Origin of the sequence: Sabulicella flocculans (assembly GCF_045449635.1) — a bacterium.
Taxonomy (GTDB): Bacteria; Pseudomonadota; Alphaproteobacteria; order Acetobacterales; family Acetobacteraceae; genus Roseococcus.
Window position 1 is genome coordinate 501,846 of record NZ_JBJJBR010000001.1, and the last position, 21,907, is coordinate 523,752.

21 protein-coding genes are annotated in these 21,907 nt (G+C 73.2%); 12 read left to right on the forward strand and 9 right to left on the reverse strand.

Going from position 1 to position 21,907, the window contains the following annotated elements; translation table 11 throughout:
• Positions 1-94: 94 nt before the first annotated feature.
• The 5 genes from dxs to ACI6QG_RS02535 all read right to left on the reverse strand — a co-directional run bounded on the left by dxs (position 95) and on the right by ACI6QG_RS02535 (position 4,410).
• Positions 95-2,014, reverse strand: a complete 1,920-nt coding sequence (gene dxs, locus ACI6QG_RS02515; protein ID WP_407022978.1) for a 1-deoxy-D-xylulose-5-phosphate synthase — start codon at positions 2,012-2,014, stop codon at positions 95-97.
• Complete coding sequence (locus tag ACI6QG_RS02520; RefSeq protein ID WP_407022979.1) at positions 2,015-2,920, reverse strand: polyprenyl synthetase family protein; 906 nt, start codon at positions 2,918-2,920, stop codon at positions 2,015-2,017.
• Positions 2,921-2,929: 9 nt separating this feature from the next.
• Entirely contained in the window at positions 2,930-3,163 is a 234-nt protein-coding gene (gene xseB, locus ACI6QG_RS02525; protein ID WP_407022980.1) for an exodeoxyribonuclease VII small subunit, read from the reverse strand.
• An 81-nt stretch (positions 3,164-3,244) separates the two neighbouring features.
• Entirely contained in the window at positions 3,245-4,174 is a 930-nt protein-coding gene (locus ACI6QG_RS02530; protein WP_407022981.1) for a histone deacetylase family protein, read from the reverse strand.
• A 2-nt stretch (positions 4,175-4,176) separates the two neighbouring features.
• A complete protein-coding gene (locus ACI6QG_RS02535) occupies positions 4,177-4,410 on the reverse strand; it encodes a sulfurtransferase TusA family protein (protein ID WP_407022982.1) in 234 nt (77 codons plus the stop codon).
• A gap of 64 nt (positions 4,411-4,474) precedes the next feature.
• Between ACI6QG_RS02535 and ACI6QG_RS02540 the strand changes: the two genes are divergently transcribed.
• Genes ACI6QG_RS02540 through ACI6QG_RS02560 form a run of 5 tightly spaced genes read left to right on the forward strand, consistent with a single transcriptional unit; the run spans position 4,475 to position 9,997 of the window.
• Entirely contained in the window at positions 4,475-5,374 is a 900-nt protein-coding gene (locus tag ACI6QG_RS02540) for an ROK family protein (protein ID WP_407022983.1), read from the forward strand.
• Between the two features lie 23 nt (positions 5,375-5,397).
• Entirely contained in the window at positions 5,398-7,275 is a 1,878-nt protein-coding gene (locus ACI6QG_RS02545) for a PhoX family protein (protein WP_407022984.1), read from the forward strand.
• Positions 7,276-7,293: 18 nt separating this feature from the next.
• On the forward strand, positions 7,294-8,541 hold the full coding sequence (locus tag ACI6QG_RS02550) for a DNA polymerase IV (RefSeq protein WP_491630713.1): 1,248 nt from the start codon (positions 7,294-7,296) through the stop codon (positions 8,539-8,541).
• A 23-nt stretch (positions 8,542-8,564) separates the two neighbouring features.
• Positions 8,565-9,542: a hypothetical protein gene (locus ACI6QG_RS02555; RefSeq protein WP_407022985.1), complete on the forward strand. Its 978-nt coding sequence runs from the start codon at positions 8,565-8,567 to the stop codon at positions 9,540-9,542.
• 38 nt (positions 9,543-9,580) lie between these two features.
• On the forward strand, positions 9,581-9,997 hold the full coding sequence (locus tag ACI6QG_RS02560) for an acyl-CoA thioesterase (protein ID WP_407022986.1): 417 nt from the start codon (positions 9,581-9,583) through the stop codon (positions 9,995-9,997).
• Here the strand turns inward: ACI6QG_RS02560 and ACI6QG_RS02565 are convergent.
• Positions 9,992-10,948 (reverse strand): NAD-dependent epimerase/dehydratase family protein, encoded by a 957-nt coding sequence (locus tag ACI6QG_RS02565; protein ID WP_407022987.1) that lies wholly within the window; start codon positions 10,946-10,948, stop codon positions 9,992-9,994. The two genes, ACI6QG_RS02560 and ACI6QG_RS02565, sit on opposite strands and share 6 nt — an antisense overlap.
• Positions 10,949-10,993: 45 nt before the next feature.
• Here ACI6QG_RS02565 and ACI6QG_RS02570 point away from each other — a divergent pair, with 45 nt between their 5' ends.
• From ACI6QG_RS02570 to ACI6QG_RS02595, 6 genes are all read left to right on the forward strand, one after another.
• Positions 10,994-12,106, forward strand: coding sequence for a diaminopropionate ammonia-lyase (locus ACI6QG_RS02570; RefSeq protein WP_407022988.1), 1,113 nt, complete (start codon positions 10,994-10,996; stop codon positions 12,104-12,106).
• Positions 12,107-12,197: 91 nt separating this feature from the next.
• Complete coding sequence (gene ugpB, locus ACI6QG_RS02575) at positions 12,198-13,550, forward strand: sn-glycerol-3-phosphate ABC transporter substrate-binding protein UgpB (protein ID WP_407022989.1); 1,353 nt, start codon at positions 12,198-12,200, stop codon at positions 13,548-13,550.
• A gap of 19 nt (positions 13,551-13,569) precedes the next feature.
• Positions 13,570-14,448 (forward strand): sn-glycerol-3-phosphate ABC transporter permease UgpA, encoded by an 879-nt coding sequence (ugpA, locus tag ACI6QG_RS02580; RefSeq protein WP_407022990.1) that lies wholly within the window; start codon positions 13,570-13,572, stop codon positions 14,446-14,448.
• Entirely contained in the window at positions 14,448-15,314 is an 867-nt protein-coding gene (ugpE, locus tag ACI6QG_RS02585) for a sn-glycerol-3-phosphate ABC transporter permease UgpE (RefSeq protein WP_407022991.1), read from the forward strand. The genes ugpA and ugpE overlap by 1 nt, the downstream gene beginning before the upstream one ends.
• Positions 15,315-16,379, forward strand: a complete 1,065-nt coding sequence (locus tag ACI6QG_RS02590) for an ABC transporter ATP-binding protein (RefSeq protein ID WP_407022992.1) — start codon at positions 15,315-15,317, stop codon at positions 16,377-16,379.
• Between the two features lie 41 nt (positions 16,380-16,420).
• Positions 16,421-17,389 (forward strand): Bug family tripartite tricarboxylate transporter substrate binding protein, encoded by a 969-nt coding sequence (locus tag ACI6QG_RS02595; RefSeq protein ID WP_407022993.1) that lies wholly within the window; start codon positions 16,421-16,423, stop codon positions 17,387-17,389.
• Here ACI6QG_RS02595 and ACI6QG_RS02600 read toward each other — a convergent pair.
• The 3 genes from ACI6QG_RS02600 to ACI6QG_RS02610 all read right to left on the reverse strand — a co-directional run bounded on the left by ACI6QG_RS02600 (position 17,376) and on the right by ACI6QG_RS02610 (position 20,446).
• Positions 17,376-18,488, reverse strand: coding sequence for a M20 family metallopeptidase (locus tag ACI6QG_RS02600; RefSeq protein WP_407022994.1), 1,113 nt, complete (start codon positions 18,486-18,488; stop codon positions 17,376-17,378). The two genes, ACI6QG_RS02595 and ACI6QG_RS02600, sit on opposite strands and share 14 nt — an antisense overlap.
• Before the next feature lie 77 nt (positions 18,489-18,565).
• Positions 18,566-19,990 (reverse strand): type I glutamate--ammonia ligase, encoded by a 1,425-nt coding sequence (gene glnA / locus ACI6QG_RS02605; protein ID WP_407022995.1) that lies wholly within the window; start codon positions 19,988-19,990, stop codon positions 18,566-18,568.
• A gap of 117 nt (positions 19,991-20,107) precedes the next feature.
• Positions 20,108-20,446, reverse strand: coding sequence for a P-II family nitrogen regulator (locus tag ACI6QG_RS02610; protein WP_407022996.1), 339 nt, complete (start codon positions 20,444-20,446; stop codon positions 20,108-20,110).
• Between the two features lie 269 nt (positions 20,447-20,715).
• Between ACI6QG_RS02610 and ACI6QG_RS02615 the strand changes: the two genes are divergently transcribed.
• Positions 20,716-21,903 (forward strand): aminotransferase, encoded by a 1,188-nt coding sequence (locus ACI6QG_RS02615; protein WP_407022997.1) that lies wholly within the window; start codon positions 20,716-20,718, stop codon positions 21,901-21,903.
• The last annotated feature ends 4 nt before the right edge of the window (positions 21,904-21,907 follow it).

Genomic DNA, 21,907 nt, shown 5'->3' on the forward strand with positions numbered 1-21,907 from the left:
GCGGAGGGGGCGTGCCCCCTCCGCGCGAAGCCATTGCTGGGGTTCCGAGGGGCGTGCCCCTCGGCGGGGAGCGCGAGGGGCGGCGCCCCTCGCATCAGGCGCGCGCGGCCAGCGCCTCGCGGCCCAGCGCGGCCAGGGCGGTCCGCGCGATCTGCGGCGCGTTCAGCCCGGCCAGGTCGTACTGCTTGCGCGGCGCGTCGTGGTCCAGCCAGGCGTCAGGCAGGCACATGGGCCGCAGCTTCAGCCCGCGGTCCAGCAGGCCGTGGGTGGCCAGGTGGTGCATCACGATGCCACCGAAGCCGAGCATCGAGCCCTCCTCGATGGTGATCAGCACCTCGTGCTCGCGCGCCAGCCGCTCCACCAGCGTCACGTCCAGCGGCTTGGCGAAGCGGGCGTCGGCGACGGTGGTGGACAGGCCGTAGGTCGCCAGCTCGTCCGCCGCCTTCAGGCATTCCTGCAAGCGCGCCCCGTAGGAGAGGATGGCGACCGAGGTGCCCTCGCGCAGCACGCGCCCGCGGCCGATCTCCAGCATGCTGCCGCGCGCCGGCACCTGCTCCAGCCCGAAGCCCTCGCCGCGCGGGTAGCGCACGGCGGAAGGGCCGGCGTCGAAGGCGGCCATGGTGGCGACCATGTGCGCCAGCTCCACCTCGTCGGCGGCGGCCATCAGGGTGAAGCCGGGCAGGCAGCCCAGGTAGGCGATGTCGAAGGAGCCCGCATGGGTGGCGCCGTCGGCGCCCACCAGCCCGGCGCGGTCCATGCCGAAGCGCACCGGCAGCCCTTGCAGCGCCACGTCGTGCACCACCTGGTCGTAACCGCGCTGCAGGAAGGTGGAATAAATGGCGCAGAACGGCTTGAGCCCTTCGGTAGCGAGGCCGGCGGCGAAGGTGACGGCGTGCTGCTCGGCGATGCCCACGTCGAAGCAGCGCTTGGGGAACCGCTTGGCGAAGAGGTCGAGCCCTGTGCCCGAGGGCATGGCGGCGTTGATGGCCACCACGCGCTCGTCGGCCTCGGCCTCGGCCATCAGGGCCTGGGCGAAGACCTTGGTGTAGGAGGGCGGGCCGGGCGGCGCCTTCACCTGCTCGCCGGTGACGACGTTGAACTTCACCACGCCGTGATACTTGTCGCCCGACGCCTCGGCGGGCGCGTAGCCCTTGCCCTTCTGCGTCACGGCATGCAGCAGGAAGGGGCCCTGGTGGCCGGAATCGCGCAGGTTGCGCAGCACGGGCAGCAGGTGGTCCAGGTTGTGGCCGTCCACCGGGCCCACGTAGAAGAAGCCCAGCTCCTCGAACAGGGTGCCGCCCATCAGCATGCCGCGGGCGTATTCCTCCGCGCGCTCGGCGGCGCGCTTGATGGGGGCGGGGAAGGCCTTGGCCATCTTGGCCATGAACTCCCGCACGCCCAGCACGGGGCGCGAGGAGATGGTGCGCGACAGGTAGGCCGACATGGCGCCCACCGGCGGGGCGATGGACATGTCGTTGTCGTTGAGGATGACGATGAGGTTGGACTTCAGCGCGCCGGCGTTGTTCATCGCCTCGTAGGCCATGCCGGCGGACATCGAGCCGTCGCCGATCACCGCCACCACGTGGTTGCCGCGCCCCTGCAGGTCGCGTCCCACCGCCATGCCCAGCCCGGCGGAGATGGAGGTGGAGGAGTGGGCGGCGCCGAAGGGGTCGTACTCGCTCTCGCTGCGCCGGGTGAAGCCGGACAGCCCGCCGCCCTGGCGCAGCGTCCGGATGCGGTCCCGCCGGCCGGTGAGGATCTTGTGCGGGTAGGCCTGGTGGCCGACGTCCCAGATCAGGCGGTCATGCGGGGTGTCGAACACCGCGTGCACCGCCACCGTCAGCTCCACCACGCCCAGCGAGGAGCCGAGGTGCCCGCCGGTGGAGGAGACGGCGGAGATGGTCTCGGCCCGCAGCTCGTCCGCCAGCTGCTTCAGCTGGTCGGTGGACAGGTTCTTCATGTCCGCGGGGATGCGGACGCGGTCTAGCATCGGCGTGTTCGGACGGTCTTGCATTCAGGTCCTCCGCTCGACCACGAAGGTCGCGAGCTGGCGCAGCAGGTCGGCGCGGTCGTCGAAAGGGTCCAGGTGGCGCTGGGCCTGCGCCACCAGGCGCTCGGCCTGCAGCCGCGCGCGCTCCACCCCCAGCAGGGAAACCAGGGTGGCCTTGCCGGCGCCGGCGTCCTTGCCGGTGGCCTTGCCCATGTCCTCGGCGCTGGCGGTGGCATCCAGCAGGTCGTCGGCGATCTGGAAGGCGGCGCCCAATTCCCGCCCGTAGGCGGCCAGGGCGTGGCGCAGCGCCGGGGCGGCCTTGCCCAGCACGGCGCCGGCCTCCGCCGGGAACTCGATCAGCTTGCCGGTTTTGAGCAGCTGCAGCCGGCCGACCTGCGCCTCGCCCAGCGGGGTGGCGGCGGTCTCGGCCGCCATGTCCAGCGCCTGGCCGGCCACCATGCCGCGGGCGCCGGCGGCGCGGGCCAGCAGGCGCACCAGCTCCACGCGCACCGCCGGGTCGGGGTGGGTGTCCTCGCCGGCCAGCACCCAGAAGGCCTGGGTCTGCAGGGCGTCGCCGGCCAGGATGGCGGTGGCCTCGTCGAAGGCGCGGTGGCAGGTGGGCTTGCCGCGGCGCAGGTCGTCGTCGTCCATCGCCGGCAGGTCGTCGTGGATGAGGGAGTAGGCGTGCACCATCTCCACCGCGCAGGCCACGCGCAGCGCCGCCTCGCGCGACACATTGAACTGGCGGGCGCCTTCCAGCACCAGGAAGCCGCGCAGCCGCTTGCCGCCGCCGATCGTGGAGTAGCGCATGGCGGCGAACAGGCGGGCCTCGTCGCCCTCCTCCGCCGGCAGCAGGCGGTCCAGCGCGTCGTCCACCTCGCGCGCGGCCGCGGCCATCGCTTCGGCCAGGCCGGTCGTCACCAGTTCCATGGGCGGGGCCTACTCCACGTCGCGCAGGGTGGGGCCGGCGCGGCCCTCGACCACGGCCTGCACCTTGGCCTCGGCCTCGGCCAGCTTGGCCTCGCAATGGCGGCGCAGCGCCACGCCGCGCTCATACTCGCCGATGGCCTCGGCCAGCGTCGAGCGCCCGCCCTCCAAGGACCGCACGATGCCCTCGAGCTGCGCCAGCGCTTCCTCGAAGGACAGGGAAGCGACCCCCGCCGTATCCGTCATGACCGTCTCCGCATGGGGCGCAACATAGAGGAACGCAGGGGAAACCCAAACCCGGCCCCGCCGTCAAGACCGCCCGGCCCGTCAGGCGCGCAGCAGGGCGCGGACATGCGCCGCCGCGCTGGCCGCCAGGGCGTGCAGGTCGTAGCCGCCTTCCAGCAGGCTGACCACGCGCCCGCCGCAGCCGTCATCGGCCGCGGCGCACAGCGCCTCCGTCACCCAGGCGAAGTCCGCCTCCGTCAGCCGCAGCTGGGCCAGGGGGTCGCGGGCGTGGGCGTCGAAGCCGGCGGAGATCACCACCAGGCCCGGCGCGAAGGCGCGCAGGGCGGGCAGCAGCGTGTTCTCCCAGGCGGCGCGGAAGGCGGCGCCGTCGGCGCCCGGGCGCAGCGGGGCGTTGACCACGTTGCCGCAGCCCGTCTCCTCCGCCGCGCCGGTGCCGGGGTAGAGCGGCATCTGGTGCGAGGACAGGAACAGGATGGACGGGTCGTCCTGCACCACGTCCTGCGAGCCGTTGCCGTGGTGGACGTCGAAGTCGCAGATGGCCACGCGCTCCACCCCGTGCGCCGCCTGGGCGTGGCGGGCGGCGACCACGGCGTTGGCGAACAGGCAGAAGCCCATGGGCCGGCGGCGCTCGGCGTGGTGGCCGGGCGGGCGGGTGGCGCAGAAGGCGCGGCGCACCCGCCCGGCGCACACCTCGTCCACCGCCTGCACCGCCGCGCCGGCCGCCAGCAGGGCGGCGCGGGCGGAATGGGCGTTCATCAGCGTGTCGCCGTCCAGCGGCACCATCTCGCCCTCGGGGGGGCGGATGCGCAGGATGGCCTCCACGTAGTCGGGCGGGTGGACGCGCTCCAGCTGCTCGCGGGTCGCCTCGCCGGGGGTGTCGCGGTGCAGGGCGGCGAATTCCTCGCGGTCCAGCGCCCGCCAGATGGCGCGCAGCCGGTCGGGCGATTCCGGGTGGCCCTCGCCCATGTCGTGCAGGGCGCAGTCGCGGTGGGTGAGGAACAGGACGTCCACCCTCAGCCCTCCTTGCGGCGCAGCACGAAGCGCAGGGCGCCGTCATCCTCGCCCCAGGCCAGGAGCTCGTGCCCCGTCTCGGCCGCGAAGGCGTGGAAGTCGGTCACGGCCGCCGGGTCGGTGGCCAGCACCACCAGGGCGGCGCCGGGCGCCATGCCGCGCAGCGCCTTGTTGGCCTTCAGCACGGGCAGCGGGCAGGACAGGCCGCGCACGTCCAGGGTGGTGGTTTCCTCCATGCGGGGCATTGCACCACCGCGCGGGGCTGGACGGCAAGGGCCGCGCCGCCGCACCCTGCCCGCCATGCGGATCGGCGTGGACCTGGGCGGCACCAAGACGGAGGTGGTGGCGCTGGACGCCGACGGGGTGCAGCGCCTGCGCCGCCGCGTGCCCACCCCGGGCAGCCAGGAGGGCGTGGTGCGCGCCATCCGCGCCCTGGTGGAGGGGGCGGAGGCCGAGCTGGGCACCCGCGCCACGGTGGGGGTGGGCATCCCCGGCAGCCTCTCGCCCCGGGATGGCCGGGTGCGCGGCGCCAACAGCACCTTCCTCAACGGCGGCGACCTGCGGGCGGAGCTGGAGGCCGCGCTGGCCCGGCCGGTGCGCGTCTCCAACGACGCCAATTGCCTCGCGCTGAGCGAGGCGGCCGACGGCGCCGGGCAGGGGGCGGCGAGTGTCTTCGCCGTCATCCTGGGCACCGGCGTGGGCGGCGGCATCGTGGTGGACGGACGGCTGCTGGAGGGGCGCAACCGCATCGCCGGGGAATGGGGCCACACCCCGCTGCCCTGGATGACGGCGGAGGAGCATCCCGGTCCGCGCTGCTGGTGCGGCCAGCGCGGCTGCCTGGAAACCTTCCTGTCCGGCCCCGCCCTGGCGGCGGATGCGGATGGGCCGGGCGCGCGCGACGCCTCCGCCCTGGCCGGCCGCCCCGACCCGGCCGCCCGCGCCGCCCTGGCGCGCCACGCCGGCCGGCTGGCCCGCGCCCTGGCGATGGTGGTGAACATCCTGGACCCCGAGGTGATCGTGCTGGCCGGGGGGCTGTCGAACATGGCGCACCTGTATGCTGACGTGCCGCGCCTGCTGCCGCAGCATGTGTTCAGCGACGTGGTGGACACGCGCATCGTGCCGGCGCGGCACGGCGACTCCTCCGGCGTGCTGGGGGCGGCGCGGCTGTGGCTGGTCACGGAAGCTTCGCTGGCGCGGTGAGCGGCGCGGGAGGACAAGGCGGGATGGACGAGAGCGAGGACATCGGCATCGCGCGCCCCATGGGCGTGCCCTTCGGCGTGGTGCTGTCGCGCCGCGCCGCGCTGCTGGGGGCGCTGGCGGCCCCCATGGCGGCCCAGGCGCAGGGCCTGCCCCGGCGCGGCGGCCCGTCATCCCTGACCTTCGCGGAACTGCCGCACCAGCTGGCGCAGGAGGACGCGGTGGCGCCCGGCCACCGCATCCAGGTGGTGATCCGCTGGGGCGACCCGGTGCTGCCCGGCGCGCCGCCCTTCGACCCGCGCAACGTGACCGCCGCGGCCCAGGCCATGCAGTTCGGCTACAACAACGACTACCTGGCCCTGCTGCCGCTGCGCCACGGCGAGGCGGTGGGCGGGCACGGCCTGCTGTGGGCCAACCACGAATACACCAACACCAACCTGATGTTCCCTGGCATGGGCTCTGGCGCCCAGGCCCGCGCGCGCGTCACCGCCGCCCAGGTGGCGGTGGAGATGGCGGCGCATGGCGGCAGCGTGGTGGAGATCGCGCAGGGACCGGAGGGCTGGAAGCCCGTCGAGGCCCCGCGGCTGAACCGCCGCGTCACGGCGGACACGCCGATGGAGATCCGCGGCCCCGCCGCCGGCCACCCCTGGATGCGCACCGGCGCGGACCCCGCGGGCACCCGCGTGCTGGGCATGCTGAACAACTGCGCCGGCGGCGTGACGCCCTGGGGCACGGTGCTGACCTGCGAGGAGAACATCAACTTCTACTTCGGCGGCGAGGCGCCGGAGGACGGCCAGGCCGCGCACCGCCGCCGCTACGGCATCGGGCCCAACCCGCCCAACGGCTGGCACCGCCACGTGCCGCGCTTCAGCCTGGCGCAGGAACCCAACGAGCCCAACCGCTTCGGCTGGGTGGTGGAGCTGGACATCCGCGACCCCGCCAGCACCCCGGTGAAGCGCACCGCCCTGGGCCGCTTCAAGCACGAGGGCGCGACCTTCTCCCTGGCCCGCGACGGGCGCGTGGTGATCCACATGGGCGACGACGAGCGGTTCGAATACGTCTACCGCTTCGTCACCGCCCGCGCCCACGACCCCGCCAACCCGGCGGCCAGCCGCGACCTGCTGGACGAGGGCACGCTGAGCGTGGCGCGGTTCGAGGCCGATGGCACCATGCGCTGGCTGCCGCTGGTGCATGGCCAGGGCCCGCTGACTGAGGCCAACGGCTTCCATGGCCAGGGCGACGTGCTCATCCAGGCCCGCCGCGCCGCCGACCTGCTGGGCGCCACCCCGATGGACCGGCCGGAGGACGTCGAGACCAACCCGGTCAATGGCCGCACCTACGTGATGCTGACCAACAACGACCGCCGCACCGCCCAGCAGGTAAACGCCGCCAACCCGCGCCCGGCCAACCGCCACGGCCACGTGGTGGAAATCACCCCCGAGGGCGGCGACCACGGCGTTGGCACCGCGCGCTGGACCATCTTCCTGCGCGCCGGCCGCCCCGGCATGGACGCGGGGGCCGAGTACCACCGCGCGGTGAGCGACAGCGGCTGGCTGTCCTGCCCCGACAATTGCGCCTTCGACAGCAAGGGCCGCATCTGGATCGCCACCGACGGCGCCGACACCGCCGCCGGCATCGCCGATGGCCTGTATGCCGCCGACACCGCCGGGCCGGGCCGCGCATTGACCCGCTGCTTCTACCAGGCCCCCGCCGGCGCCGAGGTCTGCGGCCCCTGGATTGCGGAGGGCGACCGGGCCATCTTCCTGGCCATCCAGCACCCCGGCGAGGTGGCGGGTTCCAGCTGGGACACCCCCGCCACCCGCTGGCCGGACTTCACGGACGGCGTGCCGCCGCGCCCTTCCGTGGTGGTGCTGACGCGCGAGGATGGCGGCCCGATCGGATGAGGACCCGCCCTGCCTGCGCTGTGCCGCGACTGCTGCTCCACCGACCCGGGTGACGGCCCGGCCTGCCGCGCCTGCGGCAGCCGCCGCGTGGTGCGCCACGCCGGGCTGTTCACCCTGGGCATCGCCCACGTGGATTGCGACGCCTTCTTCGCCAGCGTGGAGAAGCGCGACCGGCCGGAACTGGCGGCCAAGCCCGTCATCGTCGGCGGCGGCACGCGCGGGGTGGTGGCGGCCTGCTGCTACGTGGCGCGCACCCGCGGCGTGCGCTCGGCCATGCCGATGTTCAAGGCGCTGGCCATGTGCCCCGACGCGGTGGTCATCCGCCCCGAGCACGGCAAGTACAGCGCGGAGGGCCGGCGCATCCGCGCCATGATGGAACGGCTGACGCCGCTGGTGCAGCCGCTCTCCATCGACGAGGCGGCGCTGGACCTGCGCGGGACGCAGGCGCTGCACGGCGCGCCGCCCGCCGCCGTGCTGGCGCGCCTCGCGCTGGAGGTGGAGCGCGAGGTGGGCGTGACCATCAGCATCGGGCTGGCGGCGAACCGGCTGATGGCCAAGCTGGCCGCCGAGCAGGACAAGCCGCGCGGCTTCCACGTCATCGGCGCCGACGAGGCCGCGGCCTTCCTGGCGCCGCTGCCGGTCGGCACCCTGCCCGGCATCGGCCCGGCGGCGGAGAGGCGACTGCACGCCATGGGCATCACCCGCCTGGGCCAGCTCGCCGCGCTCGACGCCCGCGCCGCCCTGGCCCGGCTGGGCGAGGACGGCCCGGCCCTGGCCGCGCGCGCCCGCGGCGAGGACGACCGGCCGGTGACGGCGGAGCGCGAAACCAAGTCCATCTCGGCCGAGACCACCTTCGACGCCGACCTGCGCGGCGTGGCGGAGCTGGAGTCGCCGCTGTGGCGCCTGTGCGAGAAGCTGGGCCGCCGGCTGGCCGCGCAGGGCTTCGCCGCCGGCGGGGTGGTGCTGAAGCTCAAGACCGCGCGCTTCGAGACGCGCACCCGCAACGCCCGGCTGGGCGCGCCGACCCAGGTGCCGGAAACCCTGTTCGCCGCCGCCCGCCCCCTGCTGGCGAAGGAGGCCGACGGCACCGCCTTCCGCCTCATCGGCATCGGCGCGCAGCCGCTGGCGGCGGCCGACGGGGCCGATGCGGGCGACCTGGCGGACCCCGAGGCGCCGCGCCGCGCCGCCCGTTGGCGCGCCATGGAGACGCTGCGCGGCCGCTTCGGCGATGCCGCGGTGGTGGCCGGCCGCGCAAGGAAATCCTAACCCGGCTCCGCCACCCTGGGCGCATGATCCTGCCGGACCCGCTGCGCTTCGACCCGGTGCGCTTCCCCGGCGTGGGGGAGGACGAGCCCTGGCCGCCGCCCGCCTTCGACTTCCGCGCCCCCTGGCTCGCCACCCCCGACCTCGCCTTCGAGCGCGGGGCGTCGGGGCAGATCGTCTTCGTGCGCCGCTGCGAATCGCTGCGCCTGGTGCTGGACATCGAGACGGCGCATTCGGCGCTGGACGTCGTTCCCGGCTCCCGCGATTTCCGGCTGCTGCGGCTGGTGCCCGCCGCCCTGCGCTTCACCGAGGTGGTGACGCCCGGCGGCGAGGTGCCGCCGCCGCTGCACGGGCAGCCCCTGCTGCTGCCCGCGGAGCACCACCTCTACGCCGCCACCTCCGCCCTGGCGGCGGCGCTGGAACGCGGGGCGGGGGAGGCCGGAGAGGCCTTCCTGGACGCGCTGCGCCGCACCCCGCCGGGCGAGGCGATGTTCGAGATGGCGGCGGCGCGCTGCGTGGCGCTGGGCGGCTTCGGCCTGGACGGCGTGGCGCGGCTGGCCCGCGCGCTGCAACGCCTGGCCCGCGCCCATGCCGAGGTGCTGGCCGCCCACGCCGTGCAGCCCGACTGGGCCGGCATGGAGCGCATGGTGGCCGCCACCACCCGCGTGCTGGTGCGCGATTCGGGCTGGAGCGGCGACCTGATCGCCGTGGCCATCCGCCACCTGGGCGGCGTGATCGCCACGCCGCGCCTGACCGCCGAGGCGCTGCTGCGCGCCGCCCGCGCCCCGCTGGAGCAGCCGGGCTCGCTGGAGCGGCTGGAGCGACTGACGCTGGATCAGGCCCGGCTGCGCGACCGCCTGTGCGACCTGGCGCTGTTCTGGAGCCGCTGCTGCGCCGCCTGGTGCTCCATCCACCCCGAAACCTCCGAGCGCCGGGCGGTGGAGGCGCTGGGGCGCAACGCGATGCGGCGCCTGTCCCTGGCGCCGCTTTACGCCCCGCCCTGACCCGGCCACCCTGGCGCGGCACGGCGAGGGGGCAGGGGATGGACGCGGCGCTGCGGGCGGAATTCGGGGTGGAGGGCGAGTGGCAGATCTGGCGGCGCCACCGCATCCGCTGGGCCGAGTGCGACATGCACGGCCACGTGAACCACGCCGCCTACCTGGTGATGTTCGAGGACCTGCGGGTGGAGCACTGGCTGCGCGTCGGCCAGGGCTTCGGCGAGGGTGCGCCCGGCCCGGTGGTGGCGAAGCTGGAGGTGCGCTACCTGCGCGCGCTGCGCTTTCAGGATGAGGTGCTGCTGGCGCTGCGCACCACCGGGCTGCGCAACACCTCCTACACCCAGGACTACGCGGTCTGGGCGGGCGGGCTGGCCTTCGAGGCCAAGGCGCTGCTGGTCTGCGTGCGCGACGGCGCGTCCTCCCCCATCCCCGGGGAGGCGCGCGGCCGCTTCCTGCTATAGCCCGCGCTCGGCCCGGGTGGCCGCCAGGTCATCCTCCAGGAAGGTGGCGAGGATGGCGTCCATGCCGGGCTGCGGCGCGAAGCCCAGCGCCCGCGCGCGGGTGGCCGCGAAGGCGGCCGGCCAGCCGCCGACGATGGCCTGCACCCCGGCGTCGGGGGCCGGGCGCACCAGGGCGCGCTGGGCGGGCGACAGCACCCCCAGCATCTCGCGCACGCTGACGCACAGGCCGGGCGGGTTCACCCCGCGGTCCAGGCCCAGCGGTGCGGTGTCCATCGTCATGGCGTGGCGCAGCCATTCCACCGCCAGGCGGGGCGAGCAGACCCACACGCGGAACTCCTCCGCCACCGGCAGCGGCGTTTCCAGCCCCAGCAGCGGCTCGCGCAGGATGGCGGAGACGAAGGAGGAGGCGGCCTTGTTGGGCCGTCCGGGGCGGATGATGACGGTGGGCAGGCGGATGGAGACGGCGTCCAGCATGCCGCGGCGCGAGGCGTCTTGCAGCAGCAGCTCCGCCGCGGCCTTCTGCGCGCCGTAGCTGTTGGCGGGAAGCTGCCGCGCGTCGTCCGGCAGCATGGCGTCCTGCCCGCCGCCGAAGGAGGCGACGGAGGAGGTGAACACCACCCGCGGCGGCCGGGCCAGCCCGCGGCAGCGCTCGATGACGGCCAGGGTGCCGCGCAGGTTCACCGCCAGCCCGAGGTCGTAGTCGGCCTCGGCCGCGGCGCTGACCACGGCGGCCAGGTGGACCACCACGTCGGTGCCGTCGGGGATGGCGCGTTCCAGCGCGGCGGCGTCGGTGACGTCCGCCGCCACGCAGGTGACGGGGAAGGGGGCGTCCAGCGGCGGCGGCTCCGCCATGTCGGCCAGGGTCAGGTGGGTGGCGGCGCCCTCGGCGGCGAGGCGGCGGGCGAGCTTGCGGCCGAGGAAACCCCCGCCGCCCAGGATGGTGACGCGCATCGGGGCAGCTTGCCGGGGCCGGGCGGCCCCGCCAAGGTCGCGCCGATGGAAGAGCTGTTCGTGAACCCGCGCCACGGCGCGCCCGGCATGGTGGTGCTGCCCGAGGGCGGGTTCCGCCGCGCCCGGGCCGAGATCACCGCCTGGCCCGGCTACGCCCCCACGCCGCTGCGCGCGGTGGCGCCGGGCGTGTGGTGGAAGGACGAATCGGCGCGCTTCGGGCTGCGGTCCTTCAAGGCGCTTGGCGGCGCCTACGCCGTGCTGCGCTGCCTGCAGATGCAGCTGGCCCGCGCCGGTGTGCCGGGCGTGGTGGACGGGGCCGCGCTGGAAGCGGGGCTGCACGGCGCCGCCGCCGGGCGCATCACCGTGGCCTGCGCCACCGACGGCAACCACGGCCGCTCGGTCGCCTGGGGGGCGCGGCGCTTCGGGGCGCGCTGCGTCATCTTCGTGCATCACGGCGTCAGCCAGGGGCGGCGCGACGCCATCGCCGCCTACGGGGCCGAGGTGCGGGAGGTGCGCGGCACCTACGACGACAGCGTGCGCGAGGCGCAGCGCGTGGCCGAGGCCGAGGGCTGGCACGTCATCAGCGACACCTCCTACCCCGGCTACACCGAGCCGCCGCGCGAGGTGATGCAGGGCTACCGCCTGATGGCGGAGGAAGCGCTGGCGCAGATGCCCGAGCCGCCCACCCACGCCTTCGTGCCCGGCGGCGTCGGCGGGGTGGCGGCGGCGGTGTCGGTGCAGCTTCGCCGCGACGCCCCCGGCTGCCGGCTGGTGGTGGCCGAGCCCGACCGCGCCGCCTGCCTGCTGGCCTCGGCCCGCGCCGGCGCGCTGACGGCGGTGGCGGGCGAGCTGGACACGGTGATGGCCGGGCTGGCCTGCGGCGAACCGTCGCTGCTGGCCTGGCAGGAGCTGGAGCGCGCCGCCTTCGCCTTCGTGGCGGTGCCGGATGCGGGCGTGCCGGGGGCGATGCGGCGGCTGAAGGCGCAGGGGGTGGAGGCGGGCGAATCCGCGGTGGCCGCCCTTCTGGCGCTGGAGGCGGCGCAGGCGCGGCCGGACTGGGCGGCGGCGCTGGGCCTGGGGCCGGAAAGCCGCGTGCTGCTGTTCGGCACCGAGGGCGCGACGGACCCGGAACTGTACCAGCGCCTGACGGCGGCGTAATCCCCTTCACGGAACCGACGCGATTGTGTCACATGCGGGCAACCGCGCGGGGCTAACGCCGCGCAGCCTTCACCTTCAGGGAGACGCCCTCATGCTGCGCCGCCGCGACCTTGCCCTGGCCACCGCCGGGACCGCCATCGCCGCCCCGTCCGTGGCCCAGTCCGGGCCCACCGAGATCCAGTTCTGGCACGGGCTGGCCCAGCCGCTGGGCGGGCTGCTGGAGGCCATCGCCGGCCAGTTCAACGAGTCGCAGAACCGCGTGCGCGTGGTCAGCAGCTTCCGCGGCGGCTACCCGGAGACGATGGTGGCCGCCATCGCCGCCTTCCGCGCCGGCACCGCGCCGCACATCGTGCAGATGTTCGAGGTGGGCACCGGCACGATGATGGCCGCCGGCCGCGCCATCAAGCCGCTGCACGAGCTGCTGCGCGAGACGGGCGTACAGATCAACTTCGACGACTACCTGCCGGCGGTGCGCGGCTACTACAGCCTCGCCGACGGGCGCATGATGTCCATGCCGTTCAACAGCAGCACGGCCATCATGTTCTACAACAAGGATGCCTTCCGCCGCGCCGGGCTGAACCCCGACCAGGCGCCGCGCAACTGGGCCGAGATGCGCCAGGCCGCGCAGCGCCTGCGCGCGGCGGGCGTGGAGATCCCCTTCACCACCGCCTGGCCGACCTGGACGCAGATCGAGCAGCAGAGCGCCATCCACAACGTGGAGATCGCCAGCCTGGAGAACGGCTTCGGCGGCCTGAACACAGAGCTGCGCCTGAACAACCCGCTGATGCAGCGCCACTTCGCCACCCTGCTGGAGATGGGGCGCGAGGGCAGCTTCCGCTGGGGCGGGCGCGACGCGGCGGGCGACGCGCTGTTCGCCAATGGGCAGGCCGGCATGGTGCACGCCAGCAGCGGCGCCCGCGCCCGCTTCGTGCGCGAGCTGCCAGGCGGCGTGGCCAACCTGGGCGCGGCGATGCTGCCCTTCTACGACGACGTGGGCGGCGCGCCGATCAACTCCATCATCGGCGGCGCCTCCTTCTGGGCGATGAACCGCGGGCCGAACGCCGCGCGCAGCGAGGCCGAGAACCGCGGCATCGCCGAGTTCTTCGCCTTCATCGCCCGGCCCGAGGTGGCGGCGAAGTGGCACACCGACACCGGCTTCCTGCCGGTGACGCGCACCGCCTTCGAGCAGGTGCGCGGGACCGGCTTCTACGAGCAGAACCCTGGCGCCGACATCCCGATCCAGCAGCTGCTGCGCGGCGGCGGGCAGATGACCGGCGCGTCCCGCGGCATCCGGCTGGGCGGCTTCGTCGAGATCCGCACCATCATGCAGGAGGAGATGGAGCGCGCGCTGCAAGGCCAGCAGGGCGCCGAGCAGGCGCTGGCCAACAGCGTGCAGCGCGGCAACGTCGTGCTGCGCAACTTCGAGCGCACCAACCGCGGCTGAGCAGGAAAGGCGCGCGCCCTTGCGGAAGGTCCACTTCAAGGGCGTCGCCCTGCCGTACCTGCTGCTGCTGCCGCAGCTGGTGATCACCGGCCTGTTCTTCTTCTGGCCGGCGGGGCAGGCCATCTGGCAGTCCTTCCTGCGGGAGGACGCCTTCGGCCTGTCCACGCAATTCGTGGGGTGGGAGAACTTCGCCGACGTGCTGGGCGACCCCACCTGGCTGGACGCCGCCGGGCGCACCGCGGTGTTCAGCACCGCCGTGGCCGCGCTGGCGCTGGGCTCGGCGCTGTTCCTGGCGGTGCAGGCGGACAAGCACATCCGCGGCGCCAACGCCTACAAGACGCTGCTGATCTGGCCCTACGCGGTGGCGCCGGCCCTGGCGGCCGTGCTGTGGCTGTTCATGTTCCACCCGAACATCGGCATCTTCGGCCAGGCGCTGAACGCCATCGGCATCGCCTGGGACTACAAGCTGGACGGCACCCAGGCGATGATCCTGGTCATCCTCGCCTCGGCCTGGAAGCAGGTGTCCTACAACTTCATCTTCTTCCTCGCCGGGCTGCAATCCATCCCGAAATCGGTGCTGGAGGCGGCGGCCATCGACGGCGCGCGGCCGCTGCGCCGGTTCTGGACCGTGGTCTTCCCGCTGCTGAGCCCGACCGCCTTCTTCCTGCTGGTGGTGAACCTGGTCTACGCCTTCTTCGACACCTTCGGCGTCATCCACTCGCTGACGCAGGGCGGGCCGGGCAAGAGCACCGAGACGCTGATCTACCGCGTCTACACCGACGGCGTGATGAACCTGAACCTGGGCAGCAGCGCGGCGCAGAGCGTCATCCTGATGATCCTGGTGATCGCGCTGACGGTGGTGCAGTTCCGCTACGTCGAGCGCAAGGTGCACTACTGATGGACCTCGCGGCCCGGACGCGGCGGCGCAACGCGCTGGGCGGCGCGATGACGCACCTGTGGCTGGTCCTGGGGGTGCTGGTCTTCGCCTTCCCCATCTACCTGACGCTGATCGGCTCCACCCACGACGTGAACACCATCGGCCGCGGCGACGTGCCGCTGCTGCCGGGTGGCGAGGCGGCGGCGAACTACGCCCAAGCCTGGGGGGTGGGCGGCGGGCGCTACATGGGCGTGCCGGCCGGGGTGATGCTGCTGAACTCCCTGGTGATGGCGCTGCTGATCGCGCTGGGCAAGATCGCCATCTCGCTCACCTCGGCCTATGCGGTGGTGTTCTTCCGCTTCCCGGGGCGGATGCTGTGCTTCTGGCTGATCTTCATCACGCTGATGCTGCCGGTGGAGGTGCGCATCATCCCCACCTTCCAGGTGATGGTGTCGCTGGACATGATCAACACCATGCAGGGCCTCGTGGTGCCGCTGATTGCCTCGGCCACCGCCACGCTGCTGTTCCGCCAGTTCTTCCTCACCATCCCCGACGAGTACGTGGAGGCGGCGAAGATCGACGGCGCCGGCCCGCTGCGCTTCTTCCGGGACGTGGTGCTGCCGCTGAGCGTGACCAACATCGCCGCGCTGTTCGTCATCCTGTTCATCTACGGCTGGAACCAGTACCTGTGGCCGCTGCTGATCGTCAGCGACCGCGACCTGGAGACGGTGGTGGTGGGGCTGACCAAGATGATCGGCGGCGGCGACACCCAGAACGAGTGGAACGTCATCATGGCCACCGCGGTGCTGGCGCTGCTGCCGCCGGTGCTGGTGGTGGTGCTGATGCAGCGCTGGTTCGTGAAGGGCCTGACGGAGACCGAGAAGTAGATGGCCACGCTCTCGCTGCGCGACGTCACCAAGTCCTTCGGCCCCACCCATGTCCTGCACGGCGTCTCCCTCGACGTCGCGGAGGGCGAGATGATCGTCATCGTCGGCGCGTCGGGCTGCGGCAAGTCCACCCTGCTGCGCATCGTGGCGGGGCTGGAGGTGCAGACCAGCGGGCAGGTCGTCATCGGCGGGCAGGACGTCTCGGGGCTGGAGCCCGCCGACCGCGACGTGGCGATGGTGTTCCAGAACTACGCGCTGTACCCGCACATGAGCGTGTTCGGGAACATGGCCTACGGGCTGAAGATCCGCGGCCTGCCAGCGGCGGAGATCGAGCGCCGGGTGAAGGAGGCGGCGGGGCTGCTGGGCATCGGCGCCCTGCTGGACCGGCGGCCGCGCCAGCTTTCCGGCGGGCAGCGCCAGCGCGTGGCGATGGGCCGCGCCATCGTGCGCGAGCCCAAGCTGTTCCTGTTCGACGAGCCGCTGAGCAACCTGGACGCCAAGCTGCGCGTGGTGATGCGCGCCGAGATCAAGCGCCTGCAGCGCCGGCTGGGCGTCACCTCCCTGTTCGTGACGCATGACCAGGTGGAGGCGATGACGCTGGGCGACCGGCTGGTGGTGATGCATGGCGGGCACGCGGCGCAGATCGCCTCGCCGATGGAGATCTGGGCGCGGCCGGCCGACACCTACGTGGCCGGCTTCATCGGCAGTCCCTCCATGAACTTCCTGCCGGCGACGCTGAGCCATGGCGGGCTGATGGCCAACCTCCCCGGCGGGCTGGCGCTGCCGCTGCGCGGGCGCGTGGGCGCGGACGGGCAGGGGGTGACGCTGGGCATCCGGCCGGAGCACCTGCGCCCCGGCGCCGGCGGGCTGGAGGCGAGCGTGGAACTGGTGGAGCCCCTGGGCAGCGAGGCGGTGCTGCACGCCCGCCTGCCGGACGGCACGCCGCTGACCGCCCGCCTGCCCGGGACGCTGCACGCGGAGGGGGCCTTGGGCCTGGTGGTGGCGCCGGACGCCCTGCACGTCTTCGACGGCGCCAGCGGAAAGAGGCTCGAAACCGCGGGGTGAATTCCTTACATCGGTGACACATCACCGCGTTGGAGACCCGCATGCATCGTCGTCACGCCCTCGCCCTCGGGGGGCTGCTCCCCTTCGCCGCCGCCGCGCAGTCGGCCGAGTGGCCCAGCCAGCCGGTGCGCATGGTGGTGCCCTTCGCCGCCGGCGGCCCCACCGACGTGCCGGCGCGCGTGGTGACGGAGGAGATGTCCCGCGCCCTGCCGCAGCGCGTGATCGTGGAGAACCGCACCGGCTCGGGCATCGTCATCGGCACCGACGTGGTGGCGAAGGCGGCGAAGGACGGGCAGACGCTGCTCTACACCACCATCGGCCACGCCGTGGTGCGCGCCCTATTCGACCGCGTGCCCTTCGACCCGGTGCGCGACTTCGCGCCCGTCGCGCTGGTGGGGCAGATCCCCATGGTGATGATGGTGCACAACAGCTTCCCGGCGCGCACCCTGCCGGAAGTCATCGCCTACCTGCGCGCCAACCCGGGCCGGGTGGACTACGCCAGCAGCGGCAATGGCGGCGCGCTGCACCTGGCGACGGAGCTGTTCCTCTCCCAGGCTGGCAACCTGCAGGCCAACCACGTGGCCTTCCGCGGCTCGGCCCAGGCGATGCCGGACGTGCTGGCCGGGCGCGTGCCGCTGATGGTGGATGTCGCGGCCTCCGCGCTGCCCTTCATCCAGCGCGGCGAGATGCGCGCCATCGCCATCGCCACGCGGGAGCGCAGCGCCATCGCGCCCAACATCCCCACCTTCATCGAGCAGGGGCTGGCGGGCTTCGAGGCCTATACCTGGCACATGGTGATGGCGCCCGCCGGCACGCCGCCGGCGACGCTGCGCGCGGTGAACGCCGCGGTGAACCGCGCGCTGGCGGTGGAGAATGTCCGCACCCGCCTGACCGAGCTGGCGATGCAGGTGGTGGGCGACAGCACGCCCGAAAGCGCCGCCGCCTTCCTGAACGCCGAGATCGCGAAGTGGGAGCCGATCATCCGGCAGAAGGGCATCAAGGCGGATTGAGCGTCCGCAGCAGCCCGGCGATCAGCCGGGTGCGCGGGACCAGGCAGGCGGTGAGGATGTGCTCCTCCAGCGTGTGCGGTCCCGCGCCGATGGCGCCCAGCCCGTCCAGCGTCGGCACGCCCAGCGCGCCGGTGAAGTTGCCGTCGCTGCCGCCGCCGGCCACGCGCTCGCCCGCCACCGGGAAGGCGCTGCCGGCGGCCAGGTGCGCGGCGTGGTCGAACATCGCCTGGATGGCGGGCGTCTTGCCGTAGGGCGGGCGACCCAGCCCGGGCTCGGCCTCCACCGGCAGGGCGGCGACGGCCTGCTCCAGCTCCTGCGCCTCCCGCGCCGTGGGCACCAGGGCGTAGCAGATGGCGCTGCATTCGGCGGGCACCATGTTCTCATGCGTGCCGCCGGCGATGGTGCCGATGTTGACGCAGAAGTTGCGCGCGTGGTCGGTCAGTCCCTCCAGCGCCAGCACCGCCTGTGCCATGATCCGCACGGCGCTGATGCCATCGGCGTGGTAGGCGCCGGCATGGGCGCTGCGGCCCCGCGCCCGCAGGCGCCAGCGCGCGATGCCGTGGCGCGCGACCGTCAGCTTGCCGCCCTCGCCCGAGGGTTCGAAGACCAGGGCGGCGGCGTGGCGGCGGGCCTCCGCCTCGATGGCGGCGCGGGTGGTGGGGCTGCCGAGTTCCTCGTCAGGGATCAGCATCACCGTCACCGGCAGCAGCGGCCGTTCGCCGCGGGCATGCAGGTGCTCCAGCGCGGCCAGCGCCATGACATTGCCGGCCTTCATGTCGTAGATGCCGGGGCCGTAGGCGCGGCCATCCTCGACGCGGAAGGGCAGGGGGCCGGCGAGGGTGCCGACCGGGTGCACCGTGTCCATGTGGCCCAGGAGCAGCAGGCCGGGGCCGTCGCGCTCGCCAGGGAGGCGGGCCAGCAGCAGGTCACCCATGCCGTCGCGCCCCGGCCGGCGCTCGATGGCGGCGCCGATGGCGCGCAGCTGGCCTTCCGCCAGGTCGGCCACGCGGTTCACGCCGGCGGCGTGGCGCGTCGGGCTCTCGGTTTCCACCCAGGCGCGCAGCGTGGCGAGGATGGCGGCTTCGGTCGGCTCCTGCATGAGGCGGGAGCCTGGAACGGAAAGCGCCGCCGCGGAACCCCGCGGCGGCGCCTCGTGTCGCGTGATTCCCGGCGGGATCAGGCGGAGTAGTACATCTCGAACTCGACCGGGTGCGGGGTGTGCTCGAAGCGGTACACCTCGCCCCACTTCAGCTCGATGTAGCTCTCGATCTGCTCCTTGGTGAAGACGTCGCCGGCCAGCAGGAAGTCGTGGTCGGCGGCGAGCGACTGCAGGGCCTCGCGCAGGCTGCCGCAGACGGTCGGGATGTCCTTCAGCTCCTCGGGCGGCAGGTCGTACAGATCCTTGTCCATCGGCTCGCCGGGGTGGATCTTGTTCTTGATGCCGTCCATCGCCGCCATCGTCAGCGCGGCGAAGGAGAGGTAGGGGTTCGCCGTCGGGTCGGGGAAGCGGACCTCGACGCGCTTGGCCTTCGGGCTGGTCGTGTAGGGGATGCGGCAGGAGGCCGAGCGGTTGCGGGCGGAATAGGCCAGCAGCACCGGCGCCTCGAAGCCGGGGATCAGCCGCTTGTAGGAGTTGGTGGAGGGGTTGGTGAAGGCGTTCAGCGCCTTGGCGTGCTTGATGATGCCGCCGATGGCGTAGAGGCACATCTCGCTGAGGTCCGCGTAGCCATTGCCCGCGAACATCGGCTTCTTGTCCTTCCAGATGGACAGGTGGGTGTGCATGCCCGAGCCGTTGTCGCCGTAGATCGGCTTCGGCATGAAGGTCGCCGTCTTGCCGTAGCTGTGGGCGACGTTGTGCACGCAGTACTTGTAGATCTGCATCTGGTCGGCCATCGTCAGCAGCGTGCCGAACCGGGTGCCCAGCTCATGCTGGGACTGCGCGACCTCGTGGTGGTGCTTCTCGCCGGGCAGGCCCATCTCGATCATGGTCGAGAGCATCTCGGCGCGCAGGTCCACCTCGGAGTCCACCGGGTTCACCGGGAAGTAGCCGCCCTTGACCAGCGGGCGGTGGCCCATGTTGCCCTCGGGGTAGTCGCGCATGTTGGCGCCCGGGCCCTCGATGCTGTCGAGGCGGTAGGAGCCGAAGTTGCCGCCGGTGCCGAACTTCACGTCGTCGAACACGAAGAACTCGGCCTCGGCGCCCACCAGCACGGTGTCGCCCACGCCGGAGGCGGCCACGTAGGCTTCGGCCTTCTTCGCCGTGCCGCGCGGGTCACGCGCGTAGAGCTGGCCGGTCGAGGGCTCGATGATGTCGCAGAACAGGATCAGCTGCGGCTTGGCCGAGAAGGGGTCCATGCACGCATTCGCCGTGTCCGGCATCAGGATCATGTCGGACTCGTTGATCGCCTTCCAGCCGGCGATGGAGGAGCCGTCGAACATGATGCCCGTCTCGAACACCTCGGCCTCGACCGTGGAGACGTGCTGCGCGGTGTGCTGCCACTTGCCGCGCGGGTCGGTGAACCGGAAGTCCACGTATTCGACGCTGTTCTCCTTGATCATTTCCATGATCCTGGCCACGGCCTCGGGGGAATTGCTCGCCATCGCTTGTCTCTGTCCCGTGTCTTGCGTCCCTGGGTGGCCTCACCGCGCCATCGGGCGCGGCCGCCGCGCCGCCGGCCCGGGACGCAACCCTGGGGCCGGGGGGCGGCTGAACCGGTGTCAGACCGCGTCCTCGCCGCGTTCGCCGGTCCGGATGCGGATCACCTCGGCGATGTCGGACACGAAGATCTTGCCGTCGCCGATGCGCCCGGTGCGGGCGGCGGCCGTGATGGCCTCCACCGCGCGTTCCAGCATGTCGTCGGCGCAGATGACCTCGATCTTCACCTTGGGCAGGAAGTCCACCACGTACTCGGCGCCGCGGTACAGTTCCGTGTGGCCCTTCTGGCGGCCGAAGCCCTTGGCCTCGATCACGGTCAGCCCCTGCAGGCCGATCTCGTGAAGGGCGTCCTTCACCTCGTCGAGCTTGAAGGGCTTGATGATGGCCTCGATCTTCTTCATCGCATCCGTCTGTGCCTGGCGCGGGCGGCAGGCCTCCCGCTTGGGTTCCCGATCGCCCGGCGCGATGCGTGCCGCACCGGGTCCCCTGCGCAAGAGTCGCCCGCTCCCGCGGTCCTGCGCTTCATGGCACGCGGGGCGGGGCGGGCGCAATCAGCACCGCGGGGCGGAATCACGCGGCGCGGCGCCGGTTGCTGCCCGGAATGGGCGCAACCTGCCCATGCGGGAGGCAAGCATTGTCGCCCGCCGGGTCCGGCCCCATCATGCGGGGCATGAAGCCGCAGAACCACCTCCTCTCCGCCACCGGGACCACCATCTTCACCGTCATGTCGGCCCTGGCGGTGCAGCACGGCGCCATCAACCTGGGCCAGGGCTTCCCGGACTATGACGGGCCGGAGGACGTGATCGAGGCCGCCGCCGCCGCGCTGAAGGACGGCCGCAACCAGTACCCGCCGCTGACCGGCGTGCCCGAGCTGCGCCGCGCGGTGGCCGAGGCCAACCGCCGCTTCTACGGCCTGGAGGTGGACCCGGACCGCGAGGTGGTCGTCACCTCCGGCGCCACCGAGGCCATCACCGCCTGCCTGATGGCGGTGCTGAACCCCGGCGACGAATGCGTGCTGCTGGAGCCGCTCTACGACACCTACCTGCCGGTGGTGCGCCTGCTGGGCGCGGTGCCGAAGCTGGTGCGCCTGTCGCCGCCGAAATGGGAGCTGCCGCGGGCGGAGCTGGCGGCGGCCTTCGGGCCCAGGACCAAGGCCATCCTGCTCAACACGCCGATGAACCCGGCCTCCAAGGTGTTCACCGGCGCCGAGCTGGCCTTCATCGCCGAGCTGTTGGAGCGCCACGACGCCTACGCCGTGTGCGACGAGGTGTACGAGCACCTGACCTATGACGGCTGGAAGCACATCCCGCTGATGACGCTGCCCGGCATGCGCCCGCGCTGCATGCGCATCGGCAGCGCGGGCAAGACCTTCAGCCTGACCGGGTGGAAGGTGGGCTACGTCACCTGCGACGCCACGCTGCAGCCCAACGTGGCCAAGGCGCACCAGAACCTGACCTTCACCACGCCGCCCAACCTGCAGCGCGCGGTGGCGGTGGGGCTGGCCAAGGACGACGCCTACTTCGGCGCGCTTTCGGGCGAGCTGCAGGCGCGGCGCGACCTGCTGGCCGGCGGGCTGCGGGCGCTGGGCTTCACCGTGCTGCCCGCCCAGGGCTCCTACTTCGTCACCGCCGACATCCGCTCGGTCGGCTTCGCGGGCGACGACGTGGCGTTCTGCCGCACGCTGACGGAGGAGGCGAAGGTGACCGCGATTCCCGTCACCGCCTTCTACGCGGGGGAGGGGGCGCCCAACCACTACGTCCGCTTCGCCTTCTGCAAGAACGCGGCGGTGCTGGAGGAGGCGCTGGCGCGCATCGGCGCCTGGATGGCGCAGCGCCCCGCCTTGGCGCGCCCGGCCTGACCGG